The 13,203-nt window shown below is 50.3% G+C and carries 10 protein-coding genes and 1 tRNA gene; 8 read left to right on the top strand and 3 right to left on the bottom strand.

The window, feature by feature from the left end; all coding sequences use genetic code 11:
* The first annotated feature begins 367 nt into the window (after nt 1–367).
* Complete coding sequence (gene lnt, locus KKC1_RS07060) at nt 368–1,861, top strand: apolipoprotein N-acyltransferase (protein WP_192868125.1); 1,494 nt, start codon at nt 368–370, stop codon at nt 1,859–1,861.
* A 364-nt stretch (nt 1,862–2,225) separates the two neighbouring features.
* A complete protein-coding gene (locus KKC1_RS07055; RefSeq protein WP_088553772.1) occupies nt 2,226–2,870 on the top strand; it encodes a tyrosine-type recombinase/integrase in 645 nt (214 codons plus the stop codon).
* Here the strand turns inward: KKC1_RS07055 and KKC1_RS07050 are convergent.
* The 3 genes from KKC1_RS07050 to KKC1_RS07040 all read right to left on the bottom strand — a co-directional run bounded on the left by KKC1_RS07050 (nt 2,850) and on the right by KKC1_RS07040 (nt 4,032).
* Entirely contained in the window at nt 2,850–3,095 is a 246-nt protein-coding gene (locus KKC1_RS07050) for a nucleotidyltransferase domain-containing protein (protein WP_143288698.1), read from the bottom strand. The genes KKC1_RS07055 and KKC1_RS07050 overlap by 21 nt on opposite strands.
* Nucleotides 3,096–3,273: 178 nt before the next feature.
* Nucleotides 3,274–3,648 (bottom strand): cyclophilin-like fold protein, encoded by a 375-nt coding sequence (locus tag KKC1_RS07045; RefSeq protein WP_088553770.1) that lies wholly within the window; start codon nt 3,646–3,648, stop codon nt 3,274–3,276.
* Nucleotides 3,649–3,944: 296 nt separating this feature from the next.
* A tRNA-Leu gene (locus KKC1_RS07040) sits at nt 3,945–4,032 on the bottom strand.
* 207 nt (nt 4,033–4,239) lie between these two features.
* On the opposite strand from KKC1_RS07040, the gene KKC1_RS07035 reads away from it, so the two are divergent.
* The 6 genes from KKC1_RS07035 (at nt 4,240) to polA (ending at nt 13,203) form a co-directional block, all read left to right on the top strand.
* On the top strand, nt 4,240–6,000 hold the full coding sequence (locus tag KKC1_RS07035) for an adenine deaminase C-terminal domain-containing protein (RefSeq protein ID WP_088553769.1): 1,761 nt from the start codon (nt 4,240–4,242) through the stop codon (nt 5,998–6,000).
* 28 nt (nt 6,001–6,028) lie between these two features.
* Nucleotides 6,029–7,210: a DNA polymerase IV gene (dinB, locus tag KKC1_RS07030; protein ID WP_088553768.1), complete on the top strand. Its 1,182-nt coding sequence runs from the start codon at nt 6,029–6,031 to the stop codon at nt 7,208–7,210.
* Between the two features lie 151 nt (nt 7,211–7,361).
* A complete protein-coding gene (locus KKC1_RS07025) occupies nt 7,362–7,973 on the top strand; it encodes an RNA polymerase sigma factor (RefSeq protein ID WP_088553777.1) in 612 nt (203 codons plus the stop codon).
* On the top strand, nt 7,970–9,199 hold the full coding sequence (locus KKC1_RS07020; RefSeq protein ID WP_088553767.1) for a DUF4349 domain-containing protein: 1,230 nt from the start codon (nt 7,970–7,972) through the stop codon (nt 9,197–9,199). Before KKC1_RS07025 ends, KKC1_RS07020 begins: the two co-directional genes overlap by 4 nt.
* 84 nt (nt 9,200–9,283) lie before the next feature.
* Entirely contained in the window at nt 9,284–10,465 is a 1,182-nt protein-coding gene (locus KKC1_RS07015) for a CapA family protein (RefSeq protein ID WP_088553766.1), read from the top strand.
* Nucleotides 10,466–10,515: 50 nt separating this feature from the next.
* Entirely contained in the window at nt 10,516–13,203 is a 2,688-nt protein-coding gene (gene polA / locus KKC1_RS07010) for a DNA polymerase I (RefSeq protein WP_088553765.1), read from the top strand.

Below are 13,203 nucleotides of genomic sequence, written 5' to 3'. Positions count from 1 at the left end.
AATACCTCATGGGCAATCGGAATGCCGTCCTGTCTCATTAAGAGGCCGATAACCACCTGTACCCGGTCAGGCCTATGTTCCCGGGAATAACCGTACTGGGGCGGCTTGGGGAAGAGTTTAACCTTGACCGGATTTTGAAAAAGCTTCTCGCCGCCACGCAGATAACAACTAAGGGAAATGGGAATTTTTTAATGCACCTCAAGTTGCTAAATTTATTAGAATTTAATAATAATTTCCCTGCAAAAACCCTCTTTTGTAAAAATGATTTGCCCATAATATGGCAAAATGGGTGAGACATATCCTTTCGGCAGAGAAATTCTTTATAGATTTTTTGGTAGGCAGTTACTGCAACTCCAGGAGGTTGAGAATGAAAACAGCTATAGTAACTGATAGTGCCACCGAAAAGACATATCGACGACAATTCTGGATGCGGAGCGTAATTGGACTGGTTTTGGCCGCACTAAGCGCTGCTTTGTTCATCCTGGCTTTCCCGCCCTACGACCTATGGCTGCTGATCTGGATCGGGCTTGTGCCGATGGTCGTGGCCCAGCACCGAATCCTGCCCCGCCGCATCTCCGGCCTGGCCACCGGGGTGGGCGTCGGCGGCTTTTTCTGGGGCTACTTTAACAATATGTTCGCCAACAGCGTCTGGTACATGCGCTGGCTGCCGCTAATGATCGGTATCGTTGCCGCACTGGTCGGTGGGCGCGACCGTGCCTTTCACGAGCGCACCGGTTACCGCTGGTTTGTGTTCCAGGGGGCGGCGCTATGGGTGGGTATCGAGATGATCCGGGGCTTCGTGCCGGTGATAGGCACATGGGGCTTTGCTGCCTATGCTCTCTACGAGCAGCCCTGGTTGATTCAACCGGTGAGCATCTTCGGCGTCTACGGTCTCAGCCTGCTTATCCTGCTGACAAACTACGTCCTGGCTCAGGTAACGCTGGCCCTCTTCGACCGGTGCTGGCGGCTTGATCCCGGTTTTCAACCGGTCACCCCCAGTCATGCACGGAACTGGCTGGCCGGCGTGGGGGTTGTCATAGCAGCCTGGATCGGGCTGAGCCTGGCGTTGCTAGACGCCCCGGCGCCGGACGTCCGGGTGGCGGCCGTACAACCCGCTATCCGTATTCACAGCGAAGAGGGTCTGCAATGGCTATACGCCCAGACCCGTCGGGCTGCCGCACAGGGTGCGAAGTTGATTGTCTGGAACGAGGGTGCGTTGCCCTTTGACCCGCAGGCAGAGCATACCGAAGAACTGCGTGTGCTTTCGGCTGAAACTGGAGCTTACCTGGTCATCGGCTACGGAGTGCGAACCGAACAGGGGCTGCGAAACGAGGTGACGGTTCTTGCACCAGGAGGCGAGTTCCTGGGCGTTTACGGCAAGGACCATCCAGTAACCTATGCAGGAGAAACCAGCCTGACCCGCGGCAGTTACCCGGTCTACAACACACCCCTCGGCCGGCTGGGTACCATCATCTGTTACGACCTGGACTTCACCGATACAGCGCGCTGGGTGGCCCGCAACGGGGCGCAACTCATCGCCGTGCCATCCTTTGACTGGCCGGCCATCGCTGCCAGGCACTACAGTCACGTCGTTTTCCGCGCGGTAGAGAACCGTGTTGCGATGGTCAAAGCTGACATTGCCTTTGACTCGGCAATCATTGACCCTTACGGTCGCATCATTAAGCGGGCAGTCAAGCCGGACTCTGAGCCGGCAACGCTGGTGGCTGATGTACCGTTAGGAACAGCAAACGCGCCTGCCATTTTTCTGGGTGATTGGGTCGGGTGGCTATGCCTGGCAGGAATGATTTTCTTTATCGTCCTGGACCTGCTGACCGCTTTTTGGGAAAGAGAAAGCAGTTGAGACAAGTTAGTGATAAGGGCTCACTTGGATCTTCAGACATATGGGCTTCCCGGCTGATGACCAAGCTCGGCATTATCTTTGAAAAAAGTGGACATTCACCATTCATCGAGGAACCGAAGCGCTTCACTAATGAAGTCGCATCGTTCCTTAAATAAAACTAGTTCCTGTCAAATTTCAAAGGTGATCTGCCTAGGGGGAAAGACATGAACGCATTGGTCATTTACGACTCGACATTTGGGAATACCGAGCAAATTGCTTCATCTTTCTCAGGACCGAAAGGGGAAATAACAGCCCTTCCCAAAACAACAAGCTGAGAGCTTTGAAATCCTTTTTTAACTACTGCCTCAAAGAAGGATATGTCGACTTGAACCCCGTCGAAGGTTTACGGGTAAAAGAGACTAAAAGGCTGCCAAAAACGTTCACTCTGGAGCAGATGGTGAGACTGCTTACCCAGCCGGACAAGAAGACCTTTGCGGGATACAGGGATTATATAATCATGATAGTGTTAATGGAATCCGGGATGCGAATCTCGGAATGCCTGAATTTGAAGAAGGAGGACCTGGTCTATGACGGCGGCAGGATCACAGCATGCTTCCTGACTAAAACGAAGTCCAGGGTGGTGCAGCGCGTTGAACTAACGGAATTTGCAGGGAAACACCTGGCTCAATGGCTGGAATATTTTGAGAAAAACCACTACCGGGGCGAGTGGCTTTTCCCGAATATCTTCGGAAGAGGGCCGGTCACCAAACGCACGGTCCAGCAGAGAATTGCGCAGTACGGCAAACAGATAGGACTGCAGAAATGCAGTCCCCACATGTTCAGGCACTCTTTCGCCAAGTTTTTTGTCGAAAGCTGCGGCGACATCAGGGCGCTTCAGGAGCAACTGAGGCATGCCGACATACAGACCACGCAGATTTATTTCCAGGTCGCCCGGAAAAGTTTGAGGTCAAAAGTCGAGAAGCATTCCCCTGCGGCTCTCATCCGAACTTTAGGTTTGAAACTGAGCTGAACCTGGGGTTGACACATACCTGACGGATGCCTGAAATAAAGGAGAAATGAATTCTTGAATATCGCAGGGAAGCGCAATCAACACATCATAATCTGAATCTTGCCGGGCATCGCCCCTCGCCCGGGAACCAAACAGCTGGACCAACCGTATTTCGCCCGGGTACAAGTCATTCAAATAATCGACCAGTCCCTGGAGAATTCTTTTCTCTAACGAACCTTGCTTCATGGACACCATTCCTTTTGGGTATTACCATCCAATTTCTGGTATCATTATATCACAGAAAACCACTACCTCGAAAGCCTGTCCACGGTTTCTACGGAAGACACGACTCTGTGCCTGATAAGGACGTGTCAACGGGGTGGCGCAGCTGGTTCAAATGGTTCTGGTGTAATGGAAAATATATTCACTCGGGTATTTTTTCCAGCGTTATTGTTTCACCCTCTGAGACCTTTGCCCACTCCTTGGGGTTACCGGAAAGCCTGCCGATAAGGGTAACGGGGCTGGCCGGCTTTATTTCTGTTTTTGTAGAGACGGGGGTTTTCCCAAAAAAGATACAAAAGCAACGGCCGCTCGGCCAGTAGGCCAGGTCGCCTTCCTCGACGGTTTCGACAGGGTTTTCAGGCCCTTTGTAGACGGGAATTTCAAAATAAATCTCTTCTCCCCAGGTGTTTACTTTTCCCTTGATCGGCAGCTTTTCCCAGATGGATTTGGCCGTTTCCGTGTCATTTAGCTGAGCTTCCATTTGGACCTTAGCGGTGATAATTTTGATCCTTTTCATTATCCCTGCGCTCTCCTTTCTCCAACGGCCTTTAGTCTTTACTAAAATTATAACTAAATTATACCATAAGGGAATGAAGAAAATCGATATTAAGAAATCAAATTGAAGAAACCTTGTGGCCATTCGCGCCGTACGGCGTACAGGCCTGTTGATGGAAGGGATGGCTGTTGGGAGCAAAAAATTTTTTGCTGACGGCCCTGCACTGAATTCCGAGGGACTTTTTCGGAAATCAAGCGCGTAAAAAATGAAAAAAGGTTTCGAGGGAAAAACCTCGAAACCCTTGATATGACTGGGTTTGGTGCCGAAGGTGGGAGTCGAACCCACACGGGCGCAATGCCCACTGGATTTTGAGTCCAGCGCGTCTGCCAATTCCACCACTTCGGCATAATGTTGGTTGGGATTGCGATAAATATATTAACATATTGAGTAGGAATTTGCAAGCCAAACAAAACTGATTTTTCAGGGATTGGGAAGGACTTTGCAGCTTGGAAGAAGAAAACGGTTTTAACCGGAGTATGGAAAGAAATTTAAAAGGCGGAAAATCGGAAAGTATGCCGGGATTCAAAATGACTTCTGAAAGGAAGGTTTAAAATGGTCTTGGGGATAGATGAGAGAAAAAAGCTCTTGGAAGTATCGCGGGGTGAAAGGGCGGCGGACCTGTTTATCAAAGGCGGGAAACTAGTGAACGTTTACAGCAGTGAAATCTATGAGGCTGATGTGGCAGTTTACCGCGGGCGCATTGCTCACGTAGGGAAAGGGCTGGACGCTGTGGGGCCGGACACTACGGTGCTTGATGCCGGGGGAAAGTATATTGTTCCGGGATATATAGAACCTCATGGACATCCATGGAATATTTACCCGCCGGATGTCTTGGCAAGAGTAATTTTGCCTCTGGGTACTACCAGTCTTATTGGTGAAAACTTGCTTCTGTATTTAAAAGCGGAGTTAGACGGTTTCAAAAAGACCATGGACAGATTAGCCGAGAACCCTCTCCGTTTTTGGTGGATGGTTCGGGTGGCTGCCCAGTCGCCCACTCCAGACGAGGAAACGCTTTTCTCGCGGGAAGCGATAGCAGAACTTCTGAAGAACCCGCGGGTTGTTTCTATAGCCGAGTTGACCCGCTGGCCAACTATCTACCGGGGTGAAGAGAATGTTTTGGCGGCCATTGCAGAGGCGGAATTATGTGGAAAACGGGTAGATGGCCATACGGCGGGCTGTTCTTATGAAAAACTGAACGCCGTGGTGGCAGGAGGGATTACCTCCTGCCATGAGAGTATAACCCGAGAAGAGGTTTTAGAGCGACTTCGCTTGGGCCTGTGGGTAATTCTCCGTCACAGCTCCCTGCGGCAAGATCTGCCGGAACTGCTGAAAGCCGTTACGGAGAAGGGGTTGCCCACTCACCGTATGATGCTTACTACCGACGCTTCCATGCCGTATTTCACGGATAATTTTGGCTTCATTGACGGATTGCTCAGGTTGGCGGTCGAAGAAGGCCTGGACCCGGTACAGGCTATAGCCATGGTTACTCTCAACCCGGCGACCTACTTCGGACTCGAGAAAGAAATAGGGGGAATTGCCCCGGGACGCCGGGCGGACATTTTGCTTTTGCCTGACCTGAAGACTTTTGTGCCGGAAACAGTTATGGTTGGGGGCCGGGTGGTAGCTCAGCAGGGTGAGCTGAAAGTAGACATACCCAATATCGACTGGAAGGAATTAAATCTTACCGGCGATTTCGAGGCAAACTCGCCAATCGGTGATCCTGACACCTACTCGGTTTTTGCTTCGGGAAATCAAATAAACTTTCCGGTGATTGATCTAATAAAAAATGTTATTACCCGCCGGCGGGATACGGTTTTACCGGTAGCGAATGGGCGGGTGGATTTGGAGCGGTGCCCAGGTATGTTGTACTGTTCGCTGGTAGACCGGCGGGGCAACTGGGTGGCCAACGGAGTGATTTATAATTTTGCCCGGGAGATAGGGGGGATGGCCTCTTCTTTCAATACCGCCGGCGAACTGCTGGTAATAGGAAAAAACCAACGGGATATGGCGTTGGCGGCCCGCCGGGTAGCTGAAATGGGGGGAGGTATCGTTCTATCGGAAGAGGGAAAGATTCTTTTTGAAATGCCTCTGGCTATAGGGGGAGTGATGTCGGCGGAACCCCCGCAGAAAATACTTAGTTCCTTAAAAATACTGGCAGAGCTGGTAGAGCGGAGAGGTTACCCGTACCACGACCTGCTCTATACCCTGTTGTTTCTCCCTGGGGATTTTCTCCCGCAGATAAGAATCACCCGGTTGGGGGTAATGGATATCAAAACCGGAGAAGTTCTTCATTCTTCCCGGCGGTTAAGATAGCGAAGATGGCGGTTTTTGGGTGGTTCTGATGAAGGAGCGCAAGATAATTCATGTGGATATGGACGCTTTTTATGCGGCCGTGGAACAGAGGGACAATCCTGCCCTCAGGGGTAAGCCGGTTATTGTAGGCGGGGACCCGCGGGGCAGGGGAGTGGTTTCCACCGCTTCTTATGAAGCCCGGCGTTATGGGGTAAGGTCGGCCATGCCTTTGAGGGAGGCCTACCGCCTTTGCCCGCACGGTATTTTTCTGAAAGTTAATATGCACAAGTACCGTGAAGTTTCCGCGCAAATTAATCGTATTTTTCAGGAATACACTCCGCTGGTGGAGACTATTTCCCTGGATGAAGCCTTTTTGGATGTAACGGGCAGTACGGTTATTTTTGGTGAAGCGGAGGAGATTGGGTGGCGCATAAAGCAGAGAATCAAAAAAGAAATCGGTCTTACAGCTTCGGTGGGAGTGGCAGGGAATAAATTTCTGGCCAAGTTGGCCTCCGATCTACAGAAACCGGATGGATTTGTGGTTATCAGACCGGAAAAAGTGGAAGAAATACTGCATCCCCTGCCTGTATCCCGTTTGTGGGGAGTAGGAAAGAAGACGGAAGAAAAGCTTCTAAGTCTCGGTATTAAAACGATTGGAGACCTGGCCCGCCTGCCGGAGCCCCTTTTACAACAGCACTTCGGTTTCCAGGGAAAAGAACTGGCCCGACTGGCGCGCGGGATTGACGAGCGACTGGTGGAGCCGAGCCGGGAAGCCAAGTCTATAGGTCGCGAAGTAACCTTCCCCTTGGATATCTGGGAAACGGAGGTATTGGAAGCCACCTTGCTCGAGTTGGCCGAAAGCGTAGGCTGGCGGGCGCGGGAGGCGGGAGTCCGGGGACGTACGGTGACCCTAAAGTTACGTTATGCTGATTTTCAGACCGTTACCAGAAGCCGTACTTTAAATTCACCCACGGCGCTGGATAACGAGATATACGCGGTTGGGAAAAAGCTGTTCCAGGAAGTATACAGGCCCGGTCAAAAAGTGCGACTGCTTGGTTTAACATTATCCCAATTAAACCGGCAAAAGGAACAGCTTAGTATCTTTTGTGCCCAACAGGAGAGAGAGGAGAAGGTGGCAAGAGCGTTGGACGACATCCGCAGCCGTTTCGGCAGCCGGGCTATTACCCGGGCACGCCTGCTAAACTTTCGGGAGAACAAAGAAAAGAGTTAACCTGCCTGTGAGGGCAGGTTTTAATTTTAGAAAAATTGACCAGCTGAATAAAACGAGGAGAATGGAATATAAAGTCGAATTTTTGAGGAAACTTTTTTTATTTTTTTACGTCTTAACGAGAGAAGGGCTTTTCTTGAAAGGAGGCCTTCCGGTGTTTTTAGATGATGATATTCTGGTTGGCAAGAGTAAAGCCGGCGACATGGGAGCTTTTGAAGAACTGGTCAGGCGCTATGAAAAACAGGTGTTTACGGTGGCCTACCGTTTTATGGGTAACCGGGAAGATGCTGTAGAGTTAGCTCAGGAAGCTTTTTTACGGGCTTTTACCGCCATCAAGAAATTCCGGGGTCAGTCTTCTTTCAAGACGTGGTTGTATCATATTGTCGCCAATGTATGCCGGGATGAATTGAGGAAGCGCCAGCGGTGCCGGGAATATCCCGTGGAAGACCCCGCGCCGCTAAACTCCCTTAATCAAACCATCGGTAACTCGTTCGACCCCGTAAAGGCTTATGAAGATAAAGAAGGGCAGGAATACATTCAAAAAGCGATAACTTCTCTGGCGCCGGAATATCGTATGGTTCTGGTTATGCGGGAATTTCAGGGATTCAGCTATGAAGAAATAGCGGCTCAGCTTGACTGTTCGTTGGGTACGGTAAAATCCCGCCTGAGTCGCGCCCGGAAACTACTGCGGGATAAACTTCTCAGGTCGGGGAACATTGCCCAGCCCAAAGCCGTCTATCAAAGTGAAAGGAGGGAAGAGCGGTGAAGTGTGAACAGATTCAGGAATTGCTTTCCCCCTATTTGGACGGTGTGCTGGAAGATGAAACAAAAGCTAAAGTGGAGGAACACCTCCAGCATTGTTCTTTCTGCCGCGAGGAATTGGAAAGTTTACAAGCCACTTTAAATATACTCCATTCTTTGGACCAATTAACTCCCCCGGCGGATTTTCGCTCTGGCCTGAAAAAACGGTTGGTTAAGTACGGACTTCCCTGGTACCGGCGGCTTGGCAGCGCAAAATGGTTTGCCTGGGGAGCGGCGGCAGCCGCAGTATTCATTGCTTTAATTGTGGCGGGCAGTCTTGTTGTCCGTTTGCCCGGGGTTTCTTCGGGAGAACTGGGGGGAGGCCTTGCCATGCAGAAACAGGAGAAGGTTGCCTCCCAGGTGGCGGAACCCGAATTGGGAACCGCTGAGTACAGGAAGGCAGCGTCTTACGATAAGCAGGATATTCAAATTCCACCTCAGGGTCGCATAGCGGGGGTTGAAGCAGATAGGGAGAGGGGAACAGAAGAAGTTAAGGACGAATACCAGCAAAAAGTAATTAAGACTGCCGAATTAACCCTTGAGGTGAAGGATATACAGGCTGTCTCCACAGAAATTGCGCTACTGGCCCAGCGGGCAGGAGGGTATGTGACAGATTCCTCAGTAAGAGAAGAAGAAAGCGGTAAATCGGGTTACGTGACAATCAGGGTTCCGCAGGAACGGTTTGAAGCAGTAATAAAAGAGATAGAAGGCATGGGTACGGTCCGTTCCAGACATATAACCGGGCAAGATGTAACTCAGGAGTTTTACGATACGGAAGCTAGAGTTAGGGTGCTGAAAAAAGAAGAAGAGAGCCTTCTGGAACTGATGGACAGGGCCAAGTCGATAGAAGATATCATGAAAGTGCGCCAGGAACTTACCCGGGTTCGCAGTGAAATAGAAATGCTTGAAGGGCGTCTGAAGTATCTGAGCAGAATGACGGACATGTCCACGATACACGTTACTTTACGGGAACAAAAGACTCCCGACGACCAGATTTCTACCCAGGAGGTTCAGGGCGTCGGGACCAGAGCGTTAAAAGGGTTTATTCGTACTACCAATGCGATTATTAAAGTCTTAGGAGAAATGGTAGTGGGTCTGGGAACAGCCCTCCCGGTATTGATTTTGATTTGCGTGGTGGTGGCGGTAATATGGGGAGGAAGGATAATATATTTGCGGAACAAGAAAGAATAAGTCTTAACGGTGTGCAGGGAAAGACACCCCGCACACCGAATTTTTTTTGTTAAGAGACGTTACATTTAAAGGGTGTTATAACCTATGCGAATTACCGGTTGGCTGGAACCAGTGAAGAAGGAACTGGCTCTCTCTATTTTGGTTGCTCTGCTGGCCGTTTCCTCTCTTTCCTTTACGCTGTATCAGGTTTTGGTTCATACTTTTAGGGAGCAAAGCCTTCTGGCCGTCGCAGAACCTGGGTCAGGGGATGCGGCAGTATCAACGGTTCCAGAAACTGTTCAACTGCTGGCGGTGGGAGACGTGATGCTTGCCCGCAAGGTTGGCCGGCTGATGGAGGAAAAAGGGCTGTACTACCCTTTTGCTAAAATTGCTGCCCGGCTCCAAAGTGCTGACCTTACTTTCGGCAACCTGGAATCCCCTATTTCCGACCGGGGCTTTCCTCTTCCCCGTAAAGGAATATGGTTTCGGGCCCGGCCGGAAACGGTAAGAGCTCTGGTTTATTCCGGTTTTGATGTTATGAGCCTGGCCAACAACCATGCCTTAGATTACGAATCCCCTGCGCTGCTACAAACGATAGAAATTTTAGCCCGTAACGGAATTGCATCAGTAGGAGCAGGGGAAAACCTTATGCAGGCGCGAAAATCGGTGGTTAAGACGGTGAATGGGGTGCGGGTTGGGTTTTTGGCTTATAGCGACATGGCCGACCTGATATGGGATTGGAATTATCCCCGTTCCATGCGAGCTACCGAAGAGAGGCCGGGTATAGCTCCTCTGGATGAGAAAATTATCCTAGAGGATATTGCTGAACTGAGGAAAAAAGTAGATATCGTGGTGGTTTCACTGCACTGGGGAGAGGAATACAGTGATTACCCGACTGCAGGGCAACGGCGGCTGGCGCGGCGATTGATAGATGCGGGTGCCCACCTGATTATCGGGCATCACCCTCATACCCTCCAGGGTTTGGAAGTATACCGGCATGGATTGATTGCTTACAGCCTGGGTAATTTTGTGTTTGACCAGAACTGGTCGCTTGAGACGCGGCAGGGACTGATTTTAGACTTGGTACTTACTCCCCTAGGTATCCGGGAGGCCAGGATAATGCCGATTTTTATCCACCAGTCCCAACCCCGAATTGCTTCGGGGGAACAGGGGCAGGCTATCCTGGAAAAGACGGTACGATTATCCCGTCAGTTAGGCACTCGGCTTATTCTGCAGGAAAACGAGGCGGTTATTTCCGGAGAGCCGACAGTATTGGCGGAAGAATGAAAGATACAGGACTGTCCCGGGATAGAATATAATCGATAAGAGGTGATCTCATGAATGCTGATGGAAAACAAATAATGTTGATAGATGGTAATAGCCTTGTTCACCGGGCTTTTTACGCCCTGCCCCTTTTGAGTAACCGACAGGGGGTATATACCAACGCGGTATACGGGTTTACCACTATGCTTTATAAAATTCTCGCTCAGGAATCGCCCGACTATATAGCTGTAGCTTTCGATAAGGGAAGAGTAACCTTCCGGCATGAGCAGTTCCAGGACTACAAAGGGCACCGGAAGGAAACCCCAGAGGAACTTCGCCCCCAGTTTCCCTGGATTAAAAAGATTCTACGGGCCATGAACATTCCTGTTTTTGAATTAGAAGGCTTTGAAGCCGATGACCTGATTGGTACGTTGGCTAAAGAGGCGGAGCGCGCAGGATTGAATGTAACGATAGTAACGGGAGACCGGGACACGTTACAGTTAATTTCTCCTCAGACCCGGGTTATGTTGACCCGCAAAGGAATTTCAGAATTGGAAGTATTTGATTTGGATACCTTTCGGCAGAAGTACTGTATCGAACCCGTTCAAATGAGAGATGTAAAAGGCCTTATGGGAGACCCTTCGGACAATATTCCGGGGGTGCCCGGTATAGGTGAAAAGACGGCTCTTAAACTGGTCAGGGAATTTGGCAGTTTGGAAAATCTGCTGGAGAATTTGGAGCAGGTATCAGGCGCTAAGCTAAAACAGAAGCTGTCCGAGTATGAGCAACAGGCGCGGCTGAGCAAAAGTCTGGCTACCATTGATTGCCGGGCCCCACTGGAGGTGAAACTTGAAGATTGCGCTTACCGCCAGCCCGATTACCCTGCTTTATTAGAGATTATTAAAGAGCTGGAATTTAAGAGCCTCTTGAAGAACGTGCTGGAAACCATGGAAAAGGAAAAGATTTCGGAATCCGGGGAGACGGTTACACCGGGAGAGACAGAAGCTGTCCGGATACGGGATTTCAGCTTGCTTACTTCGCCGGAGGAAATTAAATCGTATGTTCAATCCTTGATTACCCAAGGGGAAGCAGGCATTTTTCTGAAGTTAACTGATCCCGATTACCGTGAAGCCTCAGTGGAAGTGATTGCCCTGGCGGACAGCCCTCATTCTGCCCGGAGTATAGTTGTACGATCTTCCGGCCTGGACGAGGGGCAATTAGGCCAATTACTGCTTCCTCTTATCAACAACGAGGTAAAACTTTATTTTCATGATGCTAAAGCGGCCTGGAACATTTTTAAACGGTGGGGCCTGGAGTTAACCTCGGTAGCCGGCGATACTATGGTGGCCGGTTATCTTTTGAACCCAACATCTTCCTCTTACAGTCTGGCTTCCCTCGCTCTGGAACACCTGGGGCAGGCTTTGGTGGAGCCGGAAAACTCCGCTTTGGATGCCGCGCTCAAGGCCTGTACTGTTATGAATTTACAGGGAATATTTGATCAGAAGCTTACCGCTGCGGGGATGGGCGAACTTTATCGAGAAATAGAACTTCCTCTGACGGTGATCCTTGCTGAAATGGAATTCAACGGAGTTTCTTTAGACCGGGCCCAGCTGGAGGAGATGTCCAGTTCCCTGGAGAAGGACATACAACGCCTCACGCAGGAAATCTACCGGCTGGCCGGGGAAGAATTTAATATTAACTCACCCAGGCAATTGGGGAATATTTTATTTAACAAGCTGGGATTGCCTCCGGTAAAAAAGACGAAGACGGGTTATTCTACCAGTGCGGAAGTGCTGGAAGAACTGGCCTCCCGTCATGAAATAGTTGCCCGTATCCTCGAGTACCGGCAACTGGTCAAACTCAAGTCAACTTATGTAGACGGCATAAAAGCATTGATAAACCCGGCAACCGGAAAGGTGCACACTACTTTTAACCAGACCGTTACGGCTACCGGACGCCTTTCTAGTACCGAACCGAACTTGCAAAACATTCCGATCAGACTGGAGGCCGGAAGGCGCATTCGTAAAGTTTTTGTACCCAGTCCCGGAAGGCTACTACTGACGGCGGATTATTCTCAAGTGGAGCTGCGCATATTGGCCCATATGTCCCGGGATGTTAATTTGATTAAGGCCTTTCAACAGGGTGAGGATATCCATTCCCGTACGGCGGCAGAGGTTTTTGACGTGTCTCTGGAGCAGGTGACCAGGGAGATGCGGCGGCGGGCCAAAGCAGTTAATTTTGGTATCGTCTATGGAATAAGCGAATACGGCCTGGCGCGGGATCTGGGGATTTCCCGCCAGGAAGCCAGAAGCTATATCGAACGCTATTTCCAGCGTTACCGTGGAGTCAAGGAATGGATTGAACGCACTATCGCGGAAGCCAGGCAGAACGGCTATGTCACTACCCTTTATAACCGCCGGCGTTATTTGCCGGACCTGTTCAGTTCTAACCGCAATATACGGAGTTTTGGGGAAAGGACTGCGGTCAACACTCCAATTCAGGGAAGCGCGGCGGACATTATTAAGCTAGCTATGGTGCGGGTTAATGCCCGATTGAAAGAAAACAACTTTCAAACGAATATGATCCTGCAGGTCCATGATGAGCTTGTTTTCGATGTGCCGAAAGAAGAAGTGAAGGAAGTAGCGGAAATCGTGAGGCAGTCTATGGAGAGGGTAGCTACCTTGGAGGTGCCTCTCAAAGTCGATATCAAGGTAGGGCCCAACTGGTATGACCTGACGCCATTGGAAAGCTGGCAGGGGTGA

Origin of the sequence: Calderihabitans maritimus, from assembly GCF_002207765.1 — a bacterium.
GTDB classification, from domain to species: domain Bacteria; phylum Bacillota; class KKC1; order Calderihabitantales; family Calderihabitantaceae; genus Calderihabitans; species Calderihabitans maritimus.
This window is presented reverse-complemented; position numbering and strand designations above follow the sequence as displayed.

Bases quoted from the DNA above. Each gene is read 5' to 3' on its own strand.
- lnt (WP_192868125.1), top strand. From the start codon at position 368: ATGAAAACAGCTATAGTAACTGATAGTGCCACCGAAAAGACATATCGA.
- KKC1_RS07050 (WP_143288698.1), bottom strand. From the start codon at position 3,095: ATGAAGCAAGGTTCGTTAGAGAAAAGAATTCTCCAGGGACTGGTCGAT.
- KKC1_RS07045 (WP_088553770.1), bottom strand. From the start codon at position 3,648: ATGAAAAGGATCAAAATTATCACCGCTAAGGTCCAAATGGAAGCTCAG.
- KKC1_RS07035 (WP_088553769.1), top strand. From the start codon at position 4,240: ATGGTCTTGGGGATAGATGAGAGAAAAAAGCTCTTGGAAGTATCGCGG.
- dinB (WP_088553768.1), top strand. From the start codon at position 6,029: ATGAAGGAGCGCAAGATAATTCATGTGGATATGGACGCTTTTTATGCG.
- KKC1_RS07015 (WP_088553766.1), top strand. From the start codon at position 9,284: ATGCGAATTACCGGTTGGCTGGAACCAGTGAAGAAGGAACTGGCTCTC.
- polA (WP_088553765.1), top strand. From the start codon at position 10,516: ATGAATGCTGATGGAAAACAAATAATGTTGATAGATGGTAATAGCCTT.